The sequence below is a fragment of the Methylibium sp. Pch-M genome, assembly GCF_004136295.1.
Classification (GTDB): Bacteria; Pseudomonadota; Gammaproteobacteria; order Burkholderiales; family Burkholderiaceae_C; genus Methylibium; species Methylibium petroleiphilum.
Window position 1 is genome coordinate 2217234 of record NZ_CP029606.1, and the last position, 23231, is coordinate 2240464.

General features: G+C 69.0%; 22 protein-coding genes. 17 read left to right on the top strand and 5 right to left on the bottom strand.

Features of this window, described 5'->3' with window-relative positions; genetic code table 11:
* Positions 1 to 32 precede the first annotated feature (32 nt).
* Positions 33 to 2351 carry a DUF1631 family protein gene (locus C1M51_RS10650; RefSeq protein WP_129449658.1) on the top strand — a complete coding sequence of 773 codons (2319 nt, stop codon included), beginning with the start codon at positions 33 to 35 and terminating at the stop codon, positions 2349 to 2351.
* Between the two features lie 33 nt (positions 2352 to 2384).
* Here C1M51_RS10650 and C1M51_RS10655 read toward each other — a convergent pair whose 3' ends face one another.
* From C1M51_RS10655 to C1M51_RS10665, 3 genes are all read right to left on the bottom strand, one after another.
* A complete protein-coding gene (locus tag C1M51_RS10655) occupies positions 2385 to 2837 on the bottom strand; it encodes a DUF494 family protein (RefSeq protein ID WP_129449660.1) in 453 nt (150 codons plus the stop codon).
* 88 nt (positions 2838 to 2925) lie between these two features.
* Positions 2926 to 4020, bottom strand: a complete 1095-nt coding sequence (gene dprA / locus C1M51_RS10660) for a DNA-processing protein DprA (RefSeq protein ID WP_129449662.1) — start codon at positions 4018 to 4020, stop codon at positions 2926 to 2928.
* A 48-nt stretch (positions 4021 to 4068) separates the two neighbouring features.
* On the bottom strand, positions 4069 to 5232 hold the full coding sequence (locus tag C1M51_RS10665) for a LysM peptidoglycan-binding domain-containing protein (protein ID WP_129449664.1): 1164 nt from the start codon (positions 5230 to 5232) through the stop codon (positions 4069 to 4071).
* Between the two features lie 236 nt (positions 5233 to 5468).
* On the opposite strand from C1M51_RS10665, the gene def reads away from it, so the two are divergent.
* The 11 genes from def (at position 5469) to C1M51_RS10720 (ending at position 15584) form a co-directional block, all read left to right on the top strand.
* On the top strand, positions 5469 to 5981 hold the full coding sequence (gene def, locus C1M51_RS10670; RefSeq protein WP_129449666.1) for a peptide deformylase: 513 nt from the start codon (positions 5469 to 5471) through the stop codon (positions 5979 to 5981).
* 10 nt (positions 5982 to 5991) lie between these two features.
* Positions 5992 to 6939, top strand: coding sequence for a methionyl-tRNA formyltransferase (gene fmt, locus C1M51_RS10675; RefSeq protein WP_129449668.1), 948 nt, complete (start codon positions 5992 to 5994; stop codon positions 6937 to 6939).
* A gap of 78 nt (positions 6940 to 7017) precedes the next feature.
* Positions 7018 to 7869, top strand: a complete 852-nt coding sequence (gene htpX / locus C1M51_RS10680) for a zinc metalloprotease HtpX (RefSeq protein WP_011827886.1) — start codon at positions 7018 to 7020, stop codon at positions 7867 to 7869.
* Positions 7870 to 7978: 109 nt separating this feature from the next.
* Positions 7979 to 8353 carry a hypothetical protein gene (locus C1M51_RS10685; RefSeq protein WP_129449670.1) on the top strand — a complete coding sequence of 125 codons (375 nt, stop codon included), beginning with the start codon at positions 7979 to 7981 and terminating at the stop codon, positions 8351 to 8353.
* An 82-nt stretch (positions 8354 to 8435) separates the two neighbouring features.
* Positions 8436 to 9239, top strand: a complete 804-nt coding sequence (locus C1M51_RS10690) for an AzlC family ABC transporter permease (RefSeq protein WP_129449672.1) — start codon at positions 8436 to 8438, stop codon at positions 9237 to 9239.
* On the top strand, positions 9236 to 9568 hold the full coding sequence (locus C1M51_RS10695; RefSeq protein WP_011827889.1) for an AzlD domain-containing protein: 333 nt from the start codon (positions 9236 to 9238) through the stop codon (positions 9566 to 9568). Before C1M51_RS10690 ends, C1M51_RS10695 begins: the two co-directional genes overlap by 4 nt.
* A 68-nt stretch (positions 9569 to 9636) precedes the next feature.
* Complete coding sequence (locus C1M51_RS10700) at positions 9637 to 10830, top strand: phosphoglycerate kinase (protein WP_129449674.1); 1194 nt, start codon at positions 9637 to 9639, stop codon at positions 10828 to 10830.
* Positions 10831 to 10887: 57 nt separating this feature from the next.
* Positions 10888 to 12324, top strand: coding sequence for a pyruvate kinase (pyk, locus tag C1M51_RS10705; RefSeq protein WP_129449676.1), 1437 nt, complete (start codon positions 10888 to 10890; stop codon positions 12322 to 12324).
* A 111-nt stretch (positions 12325 to 12435) separates the two neighbouring features.
* A complete protein-coding gene (fba, locus tag C1M51_RS10710; RefSeq protein ID WP_129449678.1) occupies positions 12436 to 13500 on the top strand; it encodes a class II fructose-bisphosphate aldolase in 1065 nt (354 codons plus the stop codon).
* Positions 13501 to 13537: 37 nt separating this feature from the next.
* Positions 13538 to 14440, top strand: coding sequence for a phosphoribosylaminoimidazolesuccinocarboxamide synthase (locus C1M51_RS10715; RefSeq protein ID WP_129449679.1), 903 nt, complete (start codon positions 13538 to 13540; stop codon positions 14438 to 14440).
* Between the two features lie 28 nt (positions 14441 to 14468).
* On the top strand, positions 14469 to 15584 hold the full coding sequence (locus C1M51_RS10720; protein ID WP_129449681.1) for a hypothetical protein: 1116 nt from the start codon (positions 14469 to 14471) through the stop codon (positions 15582 to 15584).
* 36 nt (positions 15585 to 15620) lie between these two features.
* On the opposite strand, the gene C1M51_RS10725 is transcribed toward C1M51_RS10720, so the two are convergent.
* The gene (locus C1M51_RS10725) at positions 15621 to 16565 is read right to left on the bottom strand and encodes a tetratricopeptide repeat protein (protein WP_129449683.1); all 945 of its coding nucleotides are present in this window, start codon (positions 16563 to 16565) and stop codon (positions 15621 to 15623) included.
* 108 nt (positions 16566 to 16673) lie between these two features.
* Between C1M51_RS10725 and purE the strand changes: the two genes are divergently transcribed.
* The 5 genes from purE (at position 16674) to C1M51_RS10750 (ending at position 21715) form a co-directional block, all read left to right on the top strand.
* Positions 16674 to 17153: a 5-(carboxyamino)imidazole ribonucleotide mutase gene (gene purE, locus C1M51_RS10730; protein ID WP_129452164.1), complete on the top strand. Its 480-nt coding sequence runs from the start codon at positions 16674 to 16676 to the stop codon at positions 17151 to 17153.
* A 46-nt stretch (positions 17154 to 17199) separates the two neighbouring features.
* Positions 17200 to 18393 (top strand): 5-(carboxyamino)imidazole ribonucleotide synthase, encoded by a 1194-nt coding sequence (locus C1M51_RS10735; RefSeq protein ID WP_129449685.1) that lies wholly within the window; start codon positions 17200 to 17202, stop codon positions 18391 to 18393.
* 5 nt (positions 18394 to 18398) lie between these two features.
* Positions 18399 to 19406 (top strand): L-threonylcarbamoyladenylate synthase, encoded by a 1008-nt coding sequence (locus C1M51_RS10740; protein WP_129449687.1) that lies wholly within the window; start codon positions 18399 to 18401, stop codon positions 19404 to 19406.
* 43 nt (positions 19407 to 19449) lie between these two features.
* The gene (locus tag C1M51_RS10745; RefSeq protein ID WP_129449689.1) at positions 19450 to 20499 is read left to right on the top strand and encodes an SGNH/GDSL hydrolase family protein; all 1050 of its coding nucleotides are present in this window, start codon (positions 19450 to 19452) and stop codon (positions 20497 to 20499) included.
* 154 nt (positions 20500 to 20653) lie between these two features.
* Positions 20654 to 21715 (top strand): SGNH/GDSL hydrolase family protein, encoded by a 1062-nt coding sequence (locus C1M51_RS10750; protein ID WP_129449691.1) that lies wholly within the window; start codon positions 20654 to 20656, stop codon positions 21713 to 21715.
* 7 nt (positions 21716 to 21722) lie between these two features.
* Here C1M51_RS10750 and dacB read toward each other — a convergent pair whose 3' ends face one another.
* Entirely contained in the window at positions 21723 to 23219 is a 1497-nt protein-coding gene (dacB, locus tag C1M51_RS10755; protein ID WP_129449693.1) for a D-alanyl-D-alanine carboxypeptidase/D-alanyl-D-alanine-endopeptidase, read from the bottom strand.
* Positions 23220 to 23231 lie beyond the last annotated feature (12 nt).

Here is a 23231-nt window from a genome sequence, read left to right on the forward strand (position 1 = left end):
GTCTGTCTAATCACCGTCAGCCCTTATCCTCCATGGCCACCCCAGCCGCCCCATCCGCCCTGGCCGCTCAAGCGCGGCGGGTGTACATGGAGTCGCTGCTGCTCGCGGTGCCGACCGCGGTGCAAGGGGTGCTCGACGGTGCCCACCGACTGGCGAACGAGAAGGCCGAACCGCAGCTGGCGCACAAGCGCATGAACGCGGCCATCGACCTGACCCGGCCGGCACCGCAGTGGCAGCAGGCGCTGATCGACAGCCTGGGTGCCATGCCGCGCATCAGCACGTCGGGCGGCAGGACGTCGCTCGGTGCGGCTGCGGCGTCCAGCATGGGCAGTGGGCGCGACACGCTGCAACTGGTCGACGACGACACCATCGAGGTGGAAATCCTCAGCTCTCGCCTGGCGCTGGCCATGATGGACAAGGCTTCGTGGGAGTTCACGGACCTGCGCGCCCGCATGTCCAGCCTGGAGCGACGCGAGGAACTCGACAGCGGTGACGCGCTGCGACCGCATGTGGTCGCACGTATCGTGATCGACAGCTGGCGGGCGGCCGGCCTGTCGCTGGAGCACTGGCGGACCGTGCAGAAGGTGATCCACGCGGCCTTCGGCGAGATGGTCGAGGAGTCCTATCACGAGACCAACCGCTGGCTGCTCGGCGAGGGCGTACGTCCCGAAATCGACCTGCGGCCCCTGATCCGCCGCTCGACCGGCGCGCACGTCGCGTCGATCCCGGTGACGACGGGCTTCGGCGACATGGCGGAGGCGCAGGGTGGCCGGCGCGCCAATGTCGTCATCGCCGGTACGACAACGTCGACCCGCGGGGCCGGTGTCGGCGAGGAGACCCGGTTGATGACGCGCATGAGCAATCTGGCGCGTACGGCCGGGCATGCGGAAGCGGTGCTGGGCAGGCTGAACAAGCTGGTGGGCCGGCAGGTGCCATCGTTCGCCGACACGGCGGAGATGCAGCCCTCAACCGGCTTCAAGCGGGCGATCGCGGAAGCGCAGAGCGGCATCCAGCGCCAACTGGCCACCACCGGACGCGACGAGCGCGCCGCGATCAGCACCCCGGCGCTGCTGCAGGAGTTGCAGCAGCGCAAGCAGGCGCTCAAGGAGGCCGCCAGCACCCCGGTCGAGCGCGCCACCATCGAGATCGTGGCGCTGCTGTTCCAGAGCATCCTGACCGAAGAGAAGATCCCGGCGGTGGTTCGCGTGTGGTTCGCGCGGCTGCAGATGCCCGTGTTGCGCGTGGCGGTCAGCGAGCCCGATTTCTTTGCCACCACCGACCATCCGGCACGCAAGCTGATCGACCGCATGGGCGCCTGTGTGATGGGCTTCGACATCAGTTCACGGGCCGCGGGTGATGCGCTCGACAAGGAAATCAAGCGCGTGGTGCAGGTCGTGGAGGCCTACCCCGACACCGGTCGTCGGGTGTTCCAGACCGTCCTGACCGAGTTCGAGCGCTTTCTCGAGCACTATTTCAAGACCGAGAACGAGGCGACGCGCAAGGGCGTGTCGCTCGCGCAACAGGTCGAGCAGCGCGAGACAATGGCGATCCAGTACACGATCGAGCTGCGCAAGATGCTCAACGAGGTGCCGGTGCAGGAGGGCGTGCGCAACTTCCTGTTCCATGTCTGGGCCGATGTGCTGGCCACGATGGCGCTGAAGACGGGAGCCGCCAGCGATGCCACCAAGGTCATGAAGCGCGCTGCAGCCGATCTCATCTGGTCGGCGGGTGCCAAGGTGTCGCGTGAAGAACGTGCCGACGTGATTCGCCGCCTCCCGCCGCTGCTGAAGACGCTGCGCGACGGCATGGCGGAGGCAGGCCTTGCCCCCGAGAAGCAGGACGAGCACATCCAGGCGCTGAACGACTCGCTGGCGGCGGCCTTCACCGCCAAGGCGGCAGCGATTCCCGCCGAGCGTCTCGAGGAGTTGATGGCGCGACTCGAGGACCTCGAGGAAATGCTGCCCGATGCCGACGAGATGCAGATCGACGAGTCCATCGTGATGGACCTGTCAGGGCATGAAAGCACCGAACTGCAGATCGTGACCGAGGGGGGGTCGATGCCGACGCCGGCCATGATCGCCTGGGCGCGCGAACTGCAGGTCGGCGGTTGGTACATGCTCGAGCACCGGGGTCGCATCGAGTCGGTGCAACTGGCCTGGCATGGCATGCGTAAGCAACTCAGCCTGTTTGTCTCGCAGCAGGGCCGCGGCACGCTGTTCCAGCAGCACCGGCTGGCGTCCTACCTGCAGGCCGGCCTGCTGGTCCCGGCGCAAGATGAGGCCCTCACGGTGCGCGCGACCCGCAGCGCGCTGGCCAAGCTCGACGCGGACCCTCAGCGCTTACTGAATTGAACGGTCGGGGGGCGCGGCAGCCGCGCCGGTTCGTCAGTGGATCAGGCGGTCCTCGTCATCGACGAACAATTCGTCGAGGATCAGCGCGTCGGGCTCTTCACCCAGGCTCCAGAACACCATCAGAACGATGATCTTCAGGTCTTCGACGGCCAGCGGGCCAGCGGGAATCGCCATCGCGCGATCGATCACCATCTCGCGCATCGGCGCGCGCAATACACCGGCCGATTCGAGAAAGCTGACGAAGCCGATCGAGGCCTCGCCCAGGTGTTCCTGCTCCGTCGGCGAATAAACGCGCAGCGCATGCGCACTCTGCTCGCCGCTGTGTGACTCGGCGGCCGTCGCCAAACCGTCCAGCCAGCTCAGCGCGTCCTCGATCTCCTCGTTCTCGAAGCCCACCGCAGAGAGCTTGCGAGACAGCTGCCGGTGGTCGGGGCACGCGTCGGGCTGCCAGTAGTTTTCGTAGAGATACACGAGCACGTCGAACATGCGACAAGATACCACAGGGGGTGCCAAGCGAAGGGGCGTCGCCGGCATTCACCGGTGCGGGATGCGAAGCGTTCGGCGTGCCTGCGTCTCAGGCCTGCACGAGGCGCTGGAACAGTTGGCCCGGCAAACGAGCCACATCGCCACTCAGTTCAAGTTCCAGTAAGCGAGCACTCAATTCCGCAGGAGGCCAACCGATCCGTGCGCTCAGTGCGTCGAGGGTGACGGGATCGTGGCCGAGGGCGGCCAGGACCGGGTCTTCCTTGGACGGGGTTGAAGCGGCCAGCGGTGCGCCCTCTGGCATGTCGAACCGCAGTTCCTCGAGGATGTCGACTGCGCTGTCGACCAGCTTGGCGCCTTGCTTGATCAGCGCGTGGCAGCCGCGTGACTGGGGCGCGTGGATGGAGCCAGGAATCGCGAAGATCTCCCGACCGGCTTCGAGCGCCAGCCGTGCCGTGATGAGCGAGCCCGACTCCAGCGCCGCCTCGACCACCAGCGTGCCGCGGGCCAAGCCGGCGATCAGGCGGTTGCGCAGCGGGAAATGCGCCGCAAGCGGTGGGGTTCCCAGCGCGTACTCGCTCACCATCAGGCCGTCGCGGGCAATCCGGTGGGCTAACTTCAGGTGCCGTTTCGGATAGACGCGGTCGAGCCCGGTGCCGACGACCGCGATAGTCGACCCAGGGCCTGCCAGTGCGCCGTCGTGGGCCGATCCGTCGATGCCGAGCGCCAGCCCGGACACAACGGTCAGGCCGGCGTGGCTCAGGGCGGTGGCGAAGGCACGAGCGTTCTCAGCCCCCTGAGGTGTCGGATTGCGGCTGCCGACCACGGCCACGCTCGGAACATTGAGCAGCGCGATGCGGCCGATGGCGTGGATCAGCAGCGGAGGGTCGGCGGTTTCGAGCAGGGCGCGAGGGTAGGCCGGGTCGCCGAGCGCGACCACGTGGCGCTGTTCCCCGGCGGCAAGCCACTGCCATGTCGCTTCGATCAGTGCGTCGAGCGAGGGGGGCGGTGACCGCAACGCCGAGGCCTTTTCCGCCGTCAGCAGCTCTTTCAGGGCGACGGGCGGGGCGTCAAAGATGGCGTGGGGTGAGCCGAAAGCCGCCAGCAGGCGACGTGCGGTTTCCCTCCCGATCGCCGGCGTCTCGAGCAAGCGCAGCCATGCCGCGAGATCGTCACGCTCGATCATGGCCGGCGGCGCAATGGCGCAGTGAGCGCCGAGACCCGGAGGGCGAACTCAGGGCTCGGTAAAGCGATCCCCGCGAGTGACCGGGTCGTTGACGTTCAGGATCAGCGCATAAGACATGCGGTCGAACACGCGGAATACGAACAGCAGCCCGTGGCGTTCGTCGGGTAGGCGGATCGTCTGGGCCGGGCCGGCCTGCGTGAGATCGCGCTCCAGGGTACCGGCGCGCCACAGCGCCAAGACGTGCCCACGCTCCACGCCGTCGCGCGCGCCCTTGTTCAGCGAGACGATCTGGTTCTGGCCCGCGTTCAGGGCTTCGCCGTAGACCGACACGATGCGACCGCTGATGGGTGCCGCCGGTGGCCGGGGCACGTAGGGCGTGTAATCCTTGGCCTGCGCCGGGGCCAGGCGGTTCGCCACGTTGGCCTCCAGCTTGGCGGACGTGATGCGGAACGTGGCCGGGACGACCTCGCCCCGGCTGTTGGTGCCGCCTTCCTTCTCGTATTCGGCCGTGGCGACGTAGGTACCTTCGTAGCCGAGGATGGCGTTCGTGTCGGGGTCGCGCAGTGCCTTGGGCTGCTGGAAAACGCGCCATTCGCGCACATTGGTCAGGTCGCCCCGCACGTAGGCGGCGTCGCCCTTGCCGAGCAGTACACGCCCCTCCTGGGCCGCGACGATGCGCGGCGCGCGATCGAGTTCGTCGCTGTCGAAGATCACCGCGTCGTTCAGGAAACCTTCGATGAACTTCAGCGGGACGGAGGCAATCGGCCCGTCCGAGGCCCCGGCATCGCGGACCCTCGGCGTCAGCTTCAGCGTGCCGTTCGGACCGCCCGCCACGCGCAGGCGGGCGCGGTCGCCATCCCTTTCGAGCAGCAGTTGCTGCCCGGGGTAGATCAGGTGAGGATTGCGGATCTGGTCGAGATTCATGCCCCACAGCTCGGGCCAGCGCCACTGCCGCTTCAGGAACACGCCGGAGATGTCCCACAACGTGTCGCCGCGCTTGACGGTGTAGGTGTCGGGGGCGTTGGGCGCCAGTTCGGAGAGCGGCACGCCGGCCTGTGCGACTTGCTGGGCGGTACTCCGCTGTTGGGCGGTGATGGGGAAATTGGGCTCCGCTGCAGCGGCGGTCATCGAGACGCCGGCCGTCAGGGCGGACAAGAGAGCAGTGGCAACCACACCGAGGGGTCGGCGTGCAGCGGGGGCAATTCGTGTCATCGAGCTCTCTCCGTGGACGGCCGGCTCCAAGCTCCCCGGCGCCCTGTGGTCTTTGTGAGGCTTGTACCCGACCCTGCCGGTTGGGCGAAAATCCTCACTTCGTTTCGAAGATTCTGCCCATAAACCCTTGATGCCGCAATGAAACCGCCCGGCGCGCGGGCTCAGCCATCGGTAGCCCTTCACGCCCGCTCGTTGCTTGTGGCCCACACAGTCCCGAAGCATTTCGTTACTCCGCCATGCCCTTGCTCGACATCCTGCGTTATCCCGATCCCCGCCTTCACACCGTGGCCAAACCGGTGACGGAAGTCGACGAGCGCATCCGCCAACTCGTCGACGACATGCTGGAGACGATGTACGAGGCCCAGGGCGTCGGACTGGCGGCGACCCAGGTCGACGTGCACGAGCGCGTGATCGTCATCGACGTTTCCGACGATCGCAACGAGCCCCGGGTGCTGATCAACCCCGAGTTGCTCCAGGTCAGCGACGAGATGGTCGTGGGGGACGAAGGCTGCCTGTCGGTGCCGCAGATCTACGACAAGGTGCCGCGCCATGCGAAGGTGACGGTGCGGGCGTTGGGGCGGGACGGGCAGGCCTACCAGTTCGATGCCGAGGAACTGCTGTCGGTGTGCGTCCAGCACGAGATGGATCACCTGATGGGCAAGGTCTTCGTCGAGTATCTGTCTCCGCTCAAGCGCAACCGCATCAAGAGCAAGATGCTCAAGAAGACGCGCGACGAGGCTCGGGACTGAGGCGGACTGCGTGCGCATCGCATTTGCGGGCACCCCGGAGTTCGCGCGTGTCGCGCTCAAGCAGTTGCTGGGCGCCGGGTTCGACGTTCCGCTGGTGCTGACGCAGCCCGACCGACCGGCGGGGCGCGGGCTCAAGCTGCAGGCCTCGGCCGTCAAGGCGCTGGCCGTGGAGCGCGGCCTTGCCGTGGCGCAGCCGCGCAGCCTGCGGCTGGACGGCAAGTACCCGGACGACGCACGCGCGGCGCGCGACGCGCTCGAGGCGGCGCAGCTCGATGCGATGGTGGTGGCCGCCTATGGCCTGATCCTGCCGGCCCGGGTGCTGAAGCTGCCGGTGCATGGTTGCCTGAACATCCATGCCTCCTTGCTGCCGCGCTGGCGCGGGGCAGCACCGATCCACCGGGCGATCGAGGCCGGCGATACGGAGACCGGCATCACCATCATGCAGATGGACGAAGGCCTGGATACCGGTGACATGCTGCTCTCCGAGCGCGAATCCATCCGATCCGACGACAGCACGGCGACGCTCCACGACCGCCTGGCGGCGCTCGGCGGTCGGCTGATCGTCGAAGCGCTCGAGGCCGCCGCCTGTGGGGGCCTGGTGCGGCTCCAGCAACCAGCCGAGGGCGTGACCTACGCCCACAAGATCGACAAGGCGGAGGCGGCGATCGACTGGTCGCGGCCTGCCGAGGAGATCGAGCGCCGCGTCCGCGCCTTCGATCCCTTCCCCGGCGCCAGTTTCCAGCACGCCGGCGAGGGGGTGAAGCTGTGGCGGGCCGCCGTCGCCGCCGGGCAAGGCGCGCCAGGCACGGTGCTGACCGCTGCCGAGGGCCTGCTGCGGGTCGCCTGCGGCGATGCGGCGCTGGACCTGCAGCAATTGCAACGCCCCGGTGGGCGACGCGTCGGCGCGCGGGACTTCCTGGCGGGCCGGCCGGCCCTGCGCACCGGTGCAGTGCTTTGACGGACCGATCGGGGATTGAACTCCCCGAGTCGTCCCGCATCTATGCGTGAGCGCCAATCTGGCGCAGGAGCTGAAAACATGTTCAATCTGATGAAGACCGCCGTGCTGATGGCCGCCATCACGGCGCTGTTCATGGCCATCGGCTCGGTGCTGGGCGGGCAGCAGGGCATGGCGATCGCGCTGGTGGTCGCGCTCGGCATGAACTTCTTCAGCTACTGGTTCAGCGACAAGATGGTGCTGAAGATGTACAACGCGCAGGAGGTCGATGCGTCCTCCGCGCCGCAGTTCTACGGCATGGTGCGAGAGCTCGCCGCGAAGGCGGAGTTGCCGATGCCCAAGGTCTACCTGATCAACGAGGATGCGCCGAACGCGTTCGCGACCGGCCGCAATCCCCAGAACGCTGCGGTGGCGGCCACCACCGGCATCCTGCGTGTGCTGTCCGAGCGTGAACTGCGCGGCGTCATGGCGCACGAGCTCGCGCACGTGAAGCACCGTGACATCCTGATCAGCACCATCAGCGCGACGATGGCCGGCGCCATCTCGATGCTGGCCAATTTCGCGATGTTCTTCGGCGGCCGTGGCAGCGACGGCCGGCCCGCCAACCCGATCGCCGGCATCCTGGTGATGCTGCTGGCGCCGCTGGCGGCCAGCCTGATCCAGATGGCGATCAGCCGCGCCCGCGAGTTCGAGGCCGACCGTGGCGGTGCCGAGATCTCCGGCGATCCGCAGGCCCTGGCCAGCGCGTTGCAGAAGATCCAGCGCTACGCCCAGGGGATCCCGCTGGAGGCGGCCGAGCGTCATCCGGAGACGGCGCAGATGATGATCATGAATCCGCTGTCCGGCGGTGGGCTGCGCGGCCTGTTCAGCACCCATCCGGCAACCGAGGAGCGCGTGGCCAAGCTGATGGCCATGGTTCCCCAGCGGGTCTGATACCGGCGCCGGCGTGAGGGGCCCCGCTTCCGCGGGGCCCTTTTTTGTCGGCGGGCTCAAGTGACGGGCGGCGTGACCGATAAGCCTGCGAAGCCTGTCCGCATCCATCATGTCGTCCCTTCGCATCCTTCCCCTGATCGCCCTGGCGCTGCTCGCCGGTTGCGACCTGCTCGGCACCGAAGCTGCCGAGAAGACGGCGGCACTGAAGGAGGCCGACGGCAAGGCGATCGGCAGCGCCTGCCGGCATGCCGGGCGGGCCATCGAGGATTGCTACGCGCTCAATGCCAAGGCGCAGCGCGCTGCCGTCTTCGCCGGTTGGCGCGAGATGGACGAGTACATGCGCGAGAACAAGCTCGACGCTGTGGCGCCGCAGATACAGCGGCCGGGCAGCAAGCCGGTCGAATCGGAGGTCGCGAAGACCGATGCAGCGGCGCCGATCCCGGCGGAACCCAAGGCAGACAAGCGCAAGTCGCATACGTCCTGAAGCGCCAGCGGCGCTTTGCGTCACGGAAGTGGTGGCCGCCGCAGGGCGGTGAGACCGCCCGACCGGTGGGACAATCGGGGGCATGTCGATGCCCTCCCTGCGCTCCATGCTGCGTCACCCGGCCTATCGCACCGGACTGGGCGAAATGGCCGGGGTTTCGCTGGGCATCGCCGCCTGGGGATTGGTGACGGGCGTTGCGATGGTCAAGGGCGGTCTGTCGGTACCGCTGGCCCTGTTGATGACCTTCACGGTGTTCGCCGGCAGCGCGCAGCTCGCCACCATCCCGCTGATCGCCCTGAGCGCGCCGGTCTGGGTGATCTGGGCCACGGCCTTCTGCGTCAACCTGCGTTTCGTGATCTTCAGCGCCCAGTGGCGCCCCTATTTCATGCGCTTTCCCTTGAAGCAGCGCCTGATGCTGGGCTATTTCTCGGGTGACCTCAACTATGTGCTGTTCATGCGGCGCTATGCGGTGCCGCCGACGGACGGCGATGTGCCGGAGGGTCAGATCGAGTACTTCTGGGGGTCTGTCAGTGCGAACTACCTCGCCTGGCAGATTCCCTCGGTGATCGGCATTCTGCTGGCGGACGTGGTGCCTACCCACTGGGGGCTCGGCTTTGCCGGCACGCTGGCCCTGCTCGGCCTGACCTATTCGCTGGTGTCGGACCGTGCCACGCTGCTGGCGGCCGTCGTGGCCGGGGCCGCAGCCGTCGCGGCCTTCGCGCTGCCGTTCAAGCTCTACATCGTCGTGGCGATCGCCGCGGCTGTGTGCATCGGGCTGATGATCGATGGCGGTGACGACGCCGGCCGTCGGCTTCGCGCCTGGCTGGATCGCACCGGCGCGCGCCGTCTCGACGCCCACGCGCGCGACAAGGAGTGCGTCGCTTGAGCACGGGTGAGTTCCTGCTGACGATCGCCGGACTGACGGTCATCACCGTGGTCACCCGCTCGTTCTTCTTCCTGTCCGACCGCGAGCTGGCGCTGCCCGACTGGGTCAAGCGCGGCCTGCGCTACGCGCCGCTCGCCGCGCTGGCCGCGGTCGTGGTGCCGGAGATCGCCATGAGCCAGGGACAACTGATCGCCGAGCCCTGGCATGACGCCAGGGTCTATGCGGCCGCGGCCGCGACGGCCTACTTCTTCTGGCGCCGCGGCATCCTGGGCACCATCATCACCGGCATGGCCGTGCTGCTGCCCCTGCGTCTGGTGCTGGGCTGGTAGTCCACGGCGGCCGGAACGCGCGCCACTCGCCATTCCCTTCGTTTTCCCACCATCCGAGGAGTCAGTCTTTGAAGGTTCTGCGGTTCTCAGATCTCATCCAGCAAGGTCGCGTCGCCGGCCAACGTGTCTTCATCCGGGCCGATCTGAACGTGCCGCAGGACGACGCCGGGCGCATCACCGAGGACACCCGCATCCGCGCCTCGATCCCCTGCATCGAGATGGCGCTGGCGGCCGGTGCGGCCGTGATGGTGACCTCGCACCTGGGCCGTCCGACCGAGGGCGAGTTCAAGGCCGAGGACTCTCTGGCGCCGGTCGCGCGCCGTCTGGCCGAGTTGCTGGGCCGCAAGGTGCCGCTGCTGCAGGACTGGACCGACGGCGTCGAGGTCGCGCCGGGTGAACTGGTGCTGCTCGAGAACTGCCGCGTCAACAAGGGCGAGAAGAAGAACGACGAGACGCTGGCCCGGAAGATGGCCGCGCTCTGCGACATCTTCGTGCACGACGCCTTCGGCACCGCGCACCGCGCCGAGGCCTCGACCTATGGCATCGCGCAGTTCGCCAAGGTGGCCTGTGCCGGCCCGTTGCTGGCGGCCGAGATCGACGCCATCACCAAGGCCCTGAAGAGCCCGAAGCGCCCGCTGGTGGCCATCGTGGCGGGCTCCAAGGTCAGTACCAAGCTGTCGATCCTGAAGTCGCTGGCGGCCAACGTGGACCAGTTGATCGTCGGCGGCGGCATCGCCAACACCTTCATGCTGGCGGTCGGCCTGTCCATCGGCAAGTCGCTGGCCGAGCCCGATCTGGTGGACGAGGCGCGCGCCATCATCGACATGATGAAGGCGCGCGGCGCCGCGGTGCCGATCCCGATCGATGTGGTGGTGGCCGACGAATTCTCTGCCATCGCGCGGGCCAACAAGGTGACCGCCACCGAGGTGCGGCCCGACGACCTGATCCTCGACATCGGCCCGCGCACCGCGGCCGAGCTGGCCGGCATCATTGCGCGCGCCGGCACGGTGGTCTGGAACGGGCCGATGGGCGTGTTCGAATACGACCAGTTTGCCGGCGGCACGCGCACGCTGGCCGCGGCCATCGCCCATTCGCCCGCCTTCAGCATCGCTGGCGGCGGCGACACGCTGGCGGCGATCGCCAAGTACGGCATCGAGAAGGACATCGGCTACATCTCCACCGGTGGCGGCGCGTTCCTCGAAGTGCTGGAGGGCAAGACCCTGCCGGCCTTCGAGATCCTCGAGCAACGGGCCGCCGGCTGAGCGGCATGACGACACGGGGCGCTGCGGCGCCCCTCGCTTCTTCGGAATCCTCTTCACATGACCATGCACCGCGCCACCAAGATCGTCGCCACCCTCGGCCCCGCCTCGTCCACGCCCGATGTGCTTGAGCGCATGATCACCGCCGGTGTCGACGTGGTCCGGCTGAACTTCTCGCACGGCAGCGCGCAGGACCACATCGCCCGTGCCGCCCTGGTGCGCGAGGTGGCGCAGCGTGCCGGCAAGGAGGTCGCGATCATGGCCGACCTGCAGGGGCCGAAGATCCGTGTCGGCAAGTTCGCGCAGGGCAAGGTGATGCTGGAGCCGGGCGCTGCCTTCGTGCTGGACGCCGCCCGCAGCGAGCCGGGCGACCTGCAGGCGGTGGGCCTGGACTACAAGTCGCTGCCGCGCGACGTGAAGCCGGGCGACACGCTGCTGCTCAACGACGGACTGATCGTGCTGACCGTCGACAAGGTGGTCGGCGAGGCGGTGCACACCGTCGTGAAGATCGGCGGCGAGCTGTCCAACAACAAGGGCATCAACAAGCAGGGCGGCGGCCTCACCGCGCCGGCCTTGACCGCCAAGGACATGGAGGACATCAAGACCGCGATGAGCTTCCAGTGCGAGTACCTCGCGGTCAGCTTCCCGAAGAACGCGACCGACATGGAGATGGCCAGGCAGCTGGCCAACGTGGCCGGCGAGCCTTGGCGTCACAAGCCGTCGCTGATCGCGAAGATCGAGCGCAGCGAGGCCATCCCCGTGCTCGAGCAGATCCTCAAGGCCAGCGATGGCATCATGGTGGCGCGCGGTGACCTCGCGGTCGAGGTCGGCAACGCCGCGGTGCCGGCGTTGCAGAAGAAGATGATCAAGCTCGCCCGGGAGCTCGACAAGGTAGTGATCACCGCAACCCAGATGATGGAGTCGATGATCGTCAACCCGGTGCCGACGCGCGCCGAGGTGAGCGATGTCGCGAATGCCGTGCTCGACGGTACCGATGCGGTGATGCTCAGCGCCGAGACGGCGGCCGGCAAATACCCGGTCGAGACCATCGAACAGATGGCCGCCATCGCCCTGGCGGCCGAACGGGCCGAGGACGTGGCGCTGGACGCCGACTTCACTAACAAGCGTTTCGGCCGCATCGACCAGAGCATCGCGATGGGCGCGCTGTTCACCGCGCACCACCTTGGCTGCAAGGCGATCGTCGCGCTGACGGAATCGGGCTCGACGGCGCTGTGGATGAGTCGCCACAAGATCCACGTGCCGATCTTCGCGCTGACTTCGCAGCAGACCAGCCAGCGCAAGATGACGCTGTATCGCAACGTGCGTCCGCTGCTGATGCCGTCGTACACCGACCGCGACGAGGCCCTCGCGAAGGCGGAGTCGCTGCTGGTGGACGGTGGCGTGCTCAAGCCGGGCGACACCTACGCCATCACGTGCGGCGAGCCGATGGGCTACCCGGGCGGTACCAACATGCTCAAGGTGTGCCGGGTCGCCTGAGCAAGGGGGTCAGGGACCGTCTCCGGCGCCGATCGGACGCCTAAAATCAGGGTTTCGCGGGCTCGCCGTCCGGCCTGCCGCTCCTTTCGCTGTCGACTTTCGGAGATCCCCATGCCCCTCGTTTCCATGCGCCAGCTGCTCGATCATGCCGCCGAGCAGGGCTATGGCATCCCGGCCTTCAACGTCAACAACCTCGAGCAGGTACAGGCCGTGATGAGTGCCGCCCACGAAGTCGGCGCACCGGTGATCCTGCAGGCCAGCGCCGGCGCGCGCAAGTACGCCGGCGAGAACTTCATCAAGCACCTGATCCAGGCGGCGATCGAGACCTGGCCACACATCCCGCTGGTGATGCACCAGGACCACGGCCAGAGCCCCGATGTCTGCCAGGGCGCCATCGACCTGGGCTTCAGCTCGGTGATGATGGACGGCTCGCTGCAGGCCGACGGCAAGACGATCGCCAGCTACGACTACAACGTCGACGTGACCCGCAAGGTGGTCGACATGGCGCACAAGCTCGGCGTGACGGTCGAGGGCGAACTCGGTTGCCTCGGCTCGCTCGAGACGATGAAGGGCGACAAGGAAGACGGTCACGGCACCGACGCCACGATGACCGTGGAGCAGCTGCTGACCGACCCCGAGGAGGCCGCCGACTTCGTCAAGCGCACCCAGCTCGACGCGCTGGCCATCGCCATCGGCACCAGCCACGGCGCCTACAAGTTCACGCGCAAGCCCACCGGCGACATCCTTGCGATCAAGCGCATCAAGGAGATCAATGCGCGGATCCCCAACACCCACCTGGTGATGCACGGCAGTTCCAGCGTGCCGCAGGATCTGCTGGCCGAGATCCGCAAGTACGGTGGCGACATGAAGGAAACCTACGGCGTGCCGGTGTCGGAGATCCAGGAAGCCATCAAGTTCGGCGTACGCAAGATCAACATCGACACCGACATCCGTCTTGCGATGACTGCGGCGATCCGCAAGTTCTTCGTCGAGAACCCCGGCAAGTTCGATCCGCGCGAGTACCTGAAGCCGGCAACGGCCGCGGCCAAGTCCATCTGCAAGCAGCGGTATGTCGAGTTCGGCTGTGAGGGGCAGGCACCCAAGATCAAGGGCGAGACGCTCTCCGTGGTGGCTGCCAAGTACGCCAAGGGAGAACTCGGCCAGGTCGTTCAGTAAGTCTTCGCAGTCTCCTCGTCACCGCGCCCCGCCTCCGATGTCCGCCACCACTCCGCTGCTCGAAAGCCGTCTGCAATCGCTGCCTCTGCTGGCGCGCGGCAAGGTGCGCGACAACTATGCGGTCGGCAGCGACCGCCTGCTGATGGTCGCGAGCGACCGGCTCAGCGCCTTCGACGTGGTGATGGGTGAGCCCATTCCGGGCAAGGGGGAACTGCTCACGCGCATGGCGCTGTTCTGGTTCGCCCGGCTCGGCCACATCGTGCCCAACCATCTGACCGGGGACGCTCCGGAAAGCGTGGTCAGCGCGGCCGAGCGAGCCCAGGTCACGGGCCGCTCGATGCTCGTCAAGCGCCTGAAGCCGCTGCCGGTGGAAGCCGTGGTGCGCGGCTACCTGGCGGGCTCGGGCTGGAAGGAATACCAGTACAACGGCCAGGTCTGTGGCGTGAAGCTGCCACCCGGCCTGAAGAACGCCAGCAAGCTGCCGTCACCCATCTTCACCCCGGCCACCAAGGCCGAGATGGGCGAGCACGACGAGAACATCCCGTTCGAGCGCATGGTCGAGATCATCGGTGCCCCGCTGGCCGAGCAGGTGCGGCGCGTGGCGATCGCGCTCTACGAGACGGCGGCAGCCTTCGCCCTTGGCAAGGGCATCATCATCGCCGACACGAAGTTCGAGTTCGGCCTAGACGAAGCCGGCACCCTGACGCTGATGGACGAGGTACTGACGCCCGATTCCTCGCGCTTCTGGCCGGTGGAAGGCTATGCCGAGGGCATCAACCCGCCGAGCTACGACAAGCAGTTCGTGCGTGACTGGCTTGAACAGGCGGTGGTCGACGGCCGACCGTGGAACAAGCGGGCGCCGGCCCCGGCGTTGCCGGCCGACGTGGTGGCGCGGACGGCAGCAAAGTACCGCGAAGCCCTCGAACGCCTCACGGCCTGAACGGCACTCAGCTCCGAGCCGGCCCTGCATGAACTCGCGCCTGATCGCCCAACTCGACGCTGCGATCGCGCGGACGGCGAATCCGGTCGAAGCCGATGTGCTGCGTGCCGAGCGGGTCGGATTGCTGGCGCGCGAAGGCCGCGTCGACGAGGCGCGCAGTGCCTTGACGCCGTTGCAACGGCGGCACCAGTCGCGGCCCGATGCGGCCACCGCGGCCGCCCTCTGCCTGGCCGATGCGATGGTCGACTACTTCAGCGACCTGAGCGGTCAGGCGCGCGTCAAGCTGCAGCAGGCGCGGGCACTGAGTCTGTCGGCCAACCGCATGCCGCTGCAGGCCGTGAGTCTGGCCTGGATGGCGCATCTCGATTACGTGCACTCCGACATCGACGGCATCGCCCGCAACGCCTCACAGGCGCTGCGACTCGCCGCGCCAGACCATCACTCGGCCCGATCGCGGGCCTGCCTGGTGATCGCGATGGCCTATCACTACGGTGGCCGCATCGACAGGGCGCAGGGCTGGTACGCGAAGGCGCGCCAGCACGCCAGCGCGGAAGGCGACGCGGCGACGATCAGCGCGCTGATGCACAACATGGCCGCCCTGCGCAGCGATCAGGCCCGCATGGCCGCCGTGTTCGCCGACGACGCGAAGCAGAGCGACGTGGCACTGCAAGCGCTGACGGCCGCCGAATCCTCCAGTCACTTCGACGATCGCATGGGGGGCACCGCGCTGGCCGTGTTGCGGCCGATCCTGCGCGCCCAGACGCTGGTGACGCAGTCGCGCTACGCCGAGGCACTGGTGCTGTTCGAGGCACATTTCGGCGATGCGCTGGCCACCGGCCTGGGCCGGCTGGAGTGCAGCCTGCGCGCCGATGTCGCCTGGTGCCGCGCCAAGCTGGCGCAGCCCGCGCACGCGCGCGAGCAGGCCAAGGCGGCGGTGGCCGCGCTTCGGCCGGAATGCGATCTGGACGACGTGGCACTGACGCACGGGCGGCTGGCGCAGGTCCACGAACTGCTGGGCGAGCCCGAGGCTGCTGAGCGGCACGGCCGCTTGGCCCAGGAGCACTGGCAGCGCCATGTCGCCGAGAAGGCACACATCGTCGCCGTGCTGGATGCCACCTTCGGCACGTCCGCAAGCCCCGGATGAGGGCAACGGACGCCCGGCGGCGGGGTCAGATAAAAATCAGAACAGCACCATGCTGAGCTTGCGGCGGTAGCCATCGACCACCGGGTCGCTGGCCACGGCGGCGGCCTTGCCGGCGATCTCCAGTGTCCCCTTGGCCTCGGCGGGCGAGGCCATCTTCGGCGGCGGCTTGCTCAGCAGTTCGAGGATGGCGACATAGAGCTTGCGCGCACGCTCGTCGGACCAGGCCTTGTCGCGCATCAGGATCTCGAGCAGTTCGTCCATCGCTTCGGTCGGACGCCGGGCAGCGAGCAGGGTCTGCGCCAGTTCGAAGCGCGCCGCGAAGTCGCGCCTGTCGGCGCCGATCGCCGCGGCCAGCGCCTCCGGCGGACGGGCCCGCTCGGCCGCCTCGCAGGCGTCGAGCCACATGCCCAGCGCGCTGGCGCGTGCGTCGACGATCGCCTTCGGCGCCAGCGGCTCGTACACGCGGCGCGCGTCGGCGGTGCGGCCGGCCTCCAGCAGGCGTTTCACGTAGTCGGCGCGGATCGCATCGTCGCCCGGCGCGATCGCCAGGGCATCGGACAGCTTGGCGAGCGCGGCATCGTTGTCGCCCTCGGCGGCCAGTTGCTCGGCCTCCAGGGCCTCTTCTTCCGCCGCCAGTGCGTCTTCGCTCGGCACATGCTTGTCGAGGAAGCTGCGGATCTGCGCCTCCGGCAGCGCACCCACGAAGCCGTCGACCGGCTGGCCGCCGACGAACATCACGCAGAACGGGATCGAGCGCACGCCGAAAGCCTGGCTCAACTGGCCTGCGATGTCGGGTTGGTCGTCGCTGTTGAGCTTGGCCAGCGCGAAGCGACCTGCGAAATCCGCCTCCAGCTTCTCCAGCACCGGGCCGAGCGACTTGCACGGTCCGCACCACGGCGCCCAGATGTCGAGCAGCACGGGGGTCTGCATCGACGCTTGGATCAACTCGGCTTCGAAGTTCTGGAGGGTGATGTCGATCATCTGAGTCAGTTGGGGTCGCCGGCCGCAAAGCCAAGCGCCGCCTACAATTTGGGGTTTTCCGGAACCGGAGCGGCTGTGAACGCAGCGATTCCCCTGATCGGCGTGGTGATGGGCTCCAGCAGCGACTGGGACGTCATGCACCATGCGGCCGATATTCTGACCGAGTTCGGCGTGCCCTTCGAAGCGCAGGTCGTCTCGGCGCACCGCATGCCCGACGAGATGTTCGCGTACGCCGAAGCCGCGCGCGGCCGGGGGCTGCGCGCCCTCATCGCCGGGGCCGGCGGGGCGGCCCACCTGCCCGGCATGCTGGCGGCCAAGACGCCGGTGCCGGTGCTCGGCGTGCCGGTGCCCAGCAAGCACCTGCAGGGGGTCGACTCGCTGCACTCCATCGTCCAGATGCCCAAGGGCGTGCCGGTGGCCACCTTCGCGATCGGCGTGGCCGGCGCGGCCAATGCAGCGCTGTTCGCGGTGGCCCTGCTGGCGCACGACGACCCCCGCCTGCGCGAACAGCTCGACGCCTGGCGCGCCCGCCAGACCGAGGCAGCGCGTGCGCAAAGCGCCGCCTTGTCGAAGCACTCACCCTCCTGACGTCTTGGCCGGCCCGCGACGGTCGGTCCCGCTGAAAGCTCCGCCGATGTCGAGCCACCACAAGACCCTCCTGCCCGCGGCCGTCGCCGCCGGTGCCCAGGCCAGCACGCTCGGCGTGATGGGCGGCGGCCAACTGGGCCGCATGTTCGTGCACGCCGCGCAGCGCCTGGGCTACTTCACCGCCGTGCTCGACCCGGACGTGGCCAGCCCGGCCGGCCTCGTGTCGCACGTGCATGTGCAGACCGACTACCTCGACGAGCAGGGCCTGGCGCAGATGCTGCAGCGCTGTGCGGCGATCACCACCGAGTTCGAGAACGTGCCGGCCGGCGCGCTCTACACGTTGGGCGCGCACCTGCCGGCGGCGCCGGGCGCCGAGGCGGTGGCGGTGTGCCAGGACCGCGCGCGGGAGAAGCGGCATTTCGAACAGTGCGGCGTGCCGTGTGCGCCGCACGCGCTGATCGAGACGCCCGAGCAGCTGGCCGGGGTCGATGCGGCGTTGTTGCCGGGCATCCTGAAGACCGCTCGCCTGGGCTATGACGGCAAGGGCCAGCGCCGCGTGGCGACCCGCGCCGAGCTCGCACTCGCGTGGGACGAGCTCCGGCGCGCGCCCTGCGTGCTCGAGAAGCTGCTGCCGCTGGCCTTCGAGATCAGCTTGATCCTGGCGCGCAATGCCGACGGCGAGCTCGTCTCCTTGCCGGTGCAGCAGAACCTGCACCGCGACGGCATCCTGGCGGTGACGCAAGTCCCGGCACCGAACGTCCCCGCGGCGCTGTCCGCAGCGGCGCGAGATGCGGCCGGCCGCATCGCCGAAGGCCTGGGCTACGTCGGTGTGCTGTGCGTCGAGTTCTTCGTGCTCCAGGACGGCACGCTGGTGGTCAACGAGATGGCGCCGCGGCCGCACAACTCCGGCCACTACAGCATCGATGCCTGCGACGTGTCGCAGTTCGAACTGCAGGTGCGCTGCATGACCGGGCTGCCGCTGGTCGTGCCGCGCCTGCATTCGCCGGCGGTCATGCTCAACCTGCTCGGCGACCTGTGGTTCGATGCCGATGGCCGCGAGCGCACGCCCGACTGGGCCGCCGTGCTGGCGTTGCCGGGCGCGCACCTGCACCTGTACGGCAAGAGCAGCGCCCAGCGCGGGCGCAAGATGGGCCACCTGACGCTGACTGCCGACACGCCCGAGGCGGCGCGCGCGACGGCGCTGCGCGCGGCGGAACGGCTCGGCCTGCCGGCGTTCTGAAGAACATGCCGCGGCTCGACGGTCATGCGCCCGAGGCGGTCGCCGAAGCCGCCCGGCTGCTCGCGGCCGGACAGCTCGTCGCCTTTCCCACCGAAACGGTCTACGGTCTCGGCGCGCGAGCCGACGACGATACGGCCGTCGCGAAGATCTTCGCCGCCAAGGGCCGTCCGACCGACCATCCGCTGATCGTGCACGTGGCCGATGCCGCCGGGGCGCAGGCCTTTGCGGCCGAACTGCCGCCGCTGGCGCAGCGGCTGATCGCCGCCTTCTGGCCCGGGCCGCTGACCGTGATCGTGTCGCGCCGCGCCGGCGTGGCCGCTGCCGCCTCGGGTGGGCAGCCCAGCATCGGCCTGCGCTGCCCCGCGCACCCGGTGGCCCAGGCGCTGCTGCGCTCCGCCGCGGCGCTCGGCGTGCCGGGCGTCGCCGGCCCCAGCGCCAACCGCTACGGCCGCGTCAGCCCCACGCGCGCGGCGCATGTCGAGGGCGAGTTCGATGCGGAGCTCGCGGTGCTCGACGGCGGCGACTGCGAGGTCGGCATCGAGTCGACCATCGTCGATTGCTCGCGCGGCCACCCGGTGCTGTTGCGGCCCGGCGTGCTGCCTCGCGATCGCATCGAGGCGGCGGCCGGCGAACGGCTGCTCGACGCGGCCGATGCGCTGGTCGGCCGCACGCCGCGCGCGCCCGGCACGCTGGCCTCGCACTACGCCCCGCGCGCCACGCTGCGCCTGATGCCGGCCGCCGCGCTGCGCACGGCGCTCGACGTGCTGCCGACCGATGCCCTGCCGAAGCGGGGTGGCAGCAGGCTGGCGGTATATTCGCGCAGCGTGTCACCGCCATTGCGCCTCACGGCGCGGCGGATGCCGGACGATCCGGCAGCGGCGGCGCACGAGTTGTTTTCCGTGCTGCGCGAACTCGACGACGAGGGCGTGCAGTTGATCTGGGTCGAAGAGCCGCCCGCCGGTCCCGCCTGGGAGGGCGTCCGGGACCGCCTGCAACGCGCGGCCGCGCCCTGAGCGCGCCGACCCTCACCCCCTGGCCTGTGGAGTTGGAGTGAGCATGACTGTTGGGAAAGCTTGCGTGCGCGGACTGTCGCGCGCGCTGCGGGTGTCGATGCTGGTCGGCCTGGGTGCCGTGCTGTCCGCGTGCGGCGGGGGTGATCGCGTCAGCAACTTCTCGCCGCAGCGTCTGATCGTGTTTGGCGATTCATCCAGCGTCATCGCCGGCGGCAACCTGACCGACGTCAACGGCGGCACGGTCACCGCGGCGGCCGGGGCGAAGTTCTCGGTGAACGCCCAGGCCGTGGACTCGACCGGGGCGCCCACCGGCGCGCTCGACTGCAACAGCTACCCGATCTGGGTGCAGGCCCTGGGCTTCCACTACGGCATCGGCTTTGCCGAATGCAATACCTTCACCGAGACGACGCCGCGCGGCAAGATCTACGCACAGGTCGGCGCGGCGGTGGCCGATCTGTCGGCGCAGGTGGCGCTGGCCCGTGCCGACGCGGGAGGCTTCCGGTCCACCGACCTGGCGACAGTGATGATCGGCCAGCAGGACATCCTCGACGCCTACGCGCAGTACCCGACCAAGACCGGCGCGGAAGTGATCGCGCTCGCCGAGGCCGCGGGCGAAACCCTGGGGCGCAACATCAATGCGCTGGCGCAGGAGGGGGCCCGGGTGCTGGTGACGACACTGCCGTTCCAGGGCAGCACTCCCTTCGGCGTGGCCCAGGACCTCATCAGCGGCGAGCGTTCCACGCTGCTGACCGACATGACCAAGCGCTTCAACGCCGGCATGCGCGCCACGCTGCTCAACGACGGCCGGTTGATCGGTCTCGTGCAGGCCGACGCGCAGATCAACCTGCTGGTCAGCAACCCCAGCAACTACGGCTACGTCAGCGTTTCCGCCGCGGCCTGCAGCACGCCGACGGCGATCTCCTGCACCGCACCCACGGCCGGCACGACCACCGTGCCGTCCGTGCCCGGCACGCTGGTGACCGGCGCCACGGTATCCAATTACCTGTGGGCCGACGATCGCCACCTGGGCGCCAACGGCCAGTCCATCATCGGCAGCCTCGCGATCGATCGGGCGGTGAACAACCCGTTCTGATCCGTCCCTCGCGAGGCCGGCGAGGCCCGGTCGCCTGCCACGGCCGGGTTTCTCCGCTGGGGCCCGACATCGCCTGCACTTACAGTCTGCCGTCAAATAGAACGGTCGTTCTATTTCTGGCGATCGGGCGCACGGCGTCCGCGGGGAGGCTGTGATGAGAAGCTTGCGAATCCGTGCGGGAGCCTTGCTGCTGCCGCTGCTGCTCGTGGCATGCGGCGGCGGCGACAACGATGCACCGAGCTATTCGAGCGTGGTCACGTTCGGCGACAGTCTCAGCGATGTCGGGACCTACCGCACCGCCGGCATCGCGGCACTCGGCGGCGGCAAGTTCACCGTCAACGATGGGGAGATCTGGGTGGAGCTGGTCGCCAAGGACCGCGGCCTGACGCCACCCTGCGCGGCGGAGATCGGTCTGGAGTCATCGGGCGCGGTCGCGAGCCTGGCCCAGGCCAGCAGCTTCCAGGACGCCTGCTTCGGTTATGCGCAGGGCGGCGCGCGGGTCACCAACCCGATCGGACCGAACAACAAGGCCTTGCTGCTGCTCGGCAGCCCGGACGGGCAGTACGGGCAGCTCACCGTGCCGGTGGCCACCCAGGTGGCGCGGCACCTCGCCAAGGTCGGCGGGCGCTTCAGCGGTGGCGAACTGGTCTTGGTGCTGGCCGGCGGCAACGACGTGTTCATGAACCTCGCGGCGGTCGGTGCGGCGCAGATCACGCCGACCGATGCCGTGGTCGCGATGGCCACGGCCGGCGGCGAATTGGCGGCTTACGTGCGGTCGCAACTGGTCGGCAACGGCGCGCGCCACGTGGTGGTCGTCAACCTGCCCGACGTGAGCCAGACGCCGTTCGCGTACTCGCTGGCCGCCCCGACCCAGGGATTGATTGCGCAGATGTCGATCGCCTTCAACGTGTCGCTCGCCAACGGCCTGAACGACGCGTCGGGCGTGCTGCTGGTCGACGCCTACTCACGGGGTCGCGAGCAGGTGGCCAACCCGGGCACCTTCGGCGTCACCAACGTCACGACGCCGGCCTGCGATCTGGCGGCGACGGCGCTCAACGGCTTCGTGCTCGGTTCGCTGGGCTGCAGCGAGACGACCCTGATCGCCGGCGACGTGTCGCACTACCAGTTCGCCGACGGCGTGCACCCCACGCCCTTCGGCCACCAGCTCCTCGCAAACTACGTACTCGATCGCATGAGCGCCGTCGGCTGGCGCTGAGCGGCGCTCAGCGCCCGTTGTCCTCGGCCGCCCACTGCACCAGCGCGTCGAGCACCGGCCGCGCCGCGCCGGCGCCGGGGTGGTTGACGATGGCGACGAAGGCGTAGCGCCGTCCCGACTGCCCGAGCACGTAGCCGGCCAGGCCCATCGCATCGCGCAGCGAACCGGTCTTCAGGTGGGCGCGGCCGAGTGCGGCGCCCCAGTCGCGGCCTGGCCGGCGCGTCGTGCCGTCGATCCCGGTCAGCGGCAGCGAACTCATCAGCTCCGGCATCACCGGGCTGGCCCACAGCGCCTGCAGCCAAGCGCCCAGGCAGCGGGCGCTGCTGCGGGACTGGCGCGACAGGCCCGAGCCGTTGTCGATCGAGAGTTCACCGTCCGGACAGCCGGCGCGCGCGCGCACCAGCGCGCGCACGCGTTCGCGTGCGGCCTCGGCGGTGCTGCCCGCGGCCAGCGGGGGCGCGGCGTCGGCCGGGAGCAGTCCGAGGCTCAGGAACAGCTGCTGCGCCATCACGTTGTTGCTGAACTTGTTGATGTCGCGCACCACCGCCGCCAGTGGGGGTGACGTGGCCTCGAACAGCGGCTGTGCCGCGACGGGCGCGGGGCCGTTGCGCACGCTGCCGGCCAGCTGGCCGCCAACCTCATGCCAGGCCTCGGCGATCAGCCGCACGTTGTAGCTTCCCGGCTCGGCATAGGCGACAGGCCAGGTCTTCTCGCCGCAGCTCACGGGGTAGAGGCCGGTCAACCGGATGCGTCCCGGGTCATCGAAGGCCGGCTTCAGGCTGCCACGCCAGTCGCCGCAGGGGCCGGACACCATGGGCACCGCGCTGTCGATCTGCACGCCGGCCAGGTTGACGTCGGTGCTGACGCGGGCCACGCCGCGCGACGGTTCGGGAACGAAGCGCAGCGTGACCGACTTGTGGTTCAGCAGCAGCGCATCGGGCCGCACGTTGTAGGGCCGGAAACGCTCACCGTCGAAGTCGGCCGGATCGCCGGCATCGGCACCGTTCAACACGAAGGCACTGCCGTCGAGCACGATGTCGCCGCGGACCTCGTGGATGCCGCGTTGTCGCACTTCGCGCAGCAGCAGCCACAGCCGTTCGATCACCAGCGTCGGGTCGCCGCGACCCTGGAGGATCAGGTCGCCCTGCAGCACGCCGTCCACCACCTGTCCGGTGGTCAGCACCGGCGTGGGCCAGGTCCAGGCCGGCCCCAGCAGTTCCAGCGCCGCGCCGGTCGTGTACAGCTTCATCAGCGAGGCCGGGTTGACCGGCTGTTGGGCGCGGTGCGTCAGGCGCGGCAGCCCGCGGGGCGGGCCCGGCGGCCCGAGCTCAATGATGTAGGCGACCAGCGCATCGGCGGGCAACTGCGCCCGCTTCAGCGCGGTCTGCACGGCGGCCGGCAGTTCGTCCGGGGGCAGGGCGTTCGGCGCTGCCATCGCCGTGCCGCCGACCAGGGCCGACATCCCCACGACGCAGCGCCACAGGAGATTCGGGCTTCGGATCATGCTGTGATGGTA

Coding starts and splice junctions, on each gene's coding strand:
- dacB (WP_129449693.1), bottom strand. CDS start 23,219: ATGATCCGAAGCCCGAATCTCCTGTGGCGCTGCGTCGTGGGGATGTCG.
- C1M51_RS10720 (WP_129449681.1), top strand. CDS start 14,469: ATGAACTCGCGCCTGATCGCCCAACTCGACGCTGCGATCGCGCGGACG.
- purE (WP_129452164.1), top strand. CDS start 16,674: ATGGGCTCCAGCAGCGACTGGGACGTCATGCACCATGCGGCCGATATT.
- C1M51_RS10665 (WP_129449664.1), bottom strand. CDS start 5,232: ATGACACGAATTGCCCCCGCTGCACGCCGACCCCTCGGTGTGGTTGCC.
- C1M51_RS10745 (WP_129449689.1), top strand. CDS start 19,450: ATGACTGTTGGGAAAGCTTGCGTGCGCGGACTGTCGCGCGCGCTGCGG.
- C1M51_RS10740 (WP_129449687.1), top strand. CDS start 18,399: ATGCCGCGGCTCGACGGTCATGCGCCCGAGGCGGTCGCCGAAGCCGCC.
- C1M51_RS10750 (WP_129449691.1), top strand. CDS start 20,654: ATGAGAAGCTTGCGAATCCGTGCGGGAGCCTTGCTGCTGCCGCTGCTG.
- C1M51_RS10655 (WP_129449660.1), bottom strand. CDS start 2,837: ATGTTCGACGTGCTCGTGTATCTCTACGAAAACTACTGGCAGCCCGAC.
- C1M51_RS10690 (WP_129449672.1), top strand. CDS start 8,436: ATGTCGATGCCCTCCCTGCGCTCCATGCTGCGTCACCCGGCCTATCGC.
- C1M51_RS10715 (WP_129449679.1), top strand. CDS start 13,538: ATGTCCGCCACCACTCCGCTGCTCGAAAGCCGTCTGCAATCGCTGCCT.
- pyk (WP_129449676.1), top strand. CDS start 10,888: ATGACCATGCACCGCGCCACCAAGATCGTCGCCACCCTCGGCCCCGCC.
- C1M51_RS10650 (WP_129449658.1), top strand. CDS start 33: ATGGCCACCCCAGCCGCCCCATCCGCCCTGGCCGCTCAAGCGCGGCGG.
- def (WP_129449666.1), top strand. CDS start 5,469: ATGCCCTTGCTCGACATCCTGCGTTATCCCGATCCCCGCCTTCACACC.
- dprA (WP_129449662.1), bottom strand. CDS start 4,020: ATGATCGAGCGTGACGATCTCGCGGCATGGCTGCGCTTGCTCGAGACG.
- C1M51_RS10725 (WP_129449683.1), bottom strand. CDS start 16,565: ATGATCGACATCACCCTCCAGAACTTCGAAGCCGAGTTGATCCAAGCG.
- htpX (WP_011827886.1), top strand. CDS start 7,018: ATGTTCAATCTGATGAAGACCGCCGTGCTGATGGCCGCCATCACGGCG.
- C1M51_RS10685 (WP_129449670.1), top strand. CDS start 7,979: ATGTCGTCCCTTCGCATCCTTCCCCTGATCGCCCTGGCGCTGCTCGCC.
- fba (WP_129449678.1), top strand. CDS start 12,436: ATGCCCCTCGTTTCCATGCGCCAGCTGCTCGATCATGCCGCCGAGCAG.
- C1M51_RS10735 (WP_129449685.1), top strand. CDS start 17,200: ATGTCGAGCCACCACAAGACCCTCCTGCCCGCGGCCGTCGCCGCCGGT.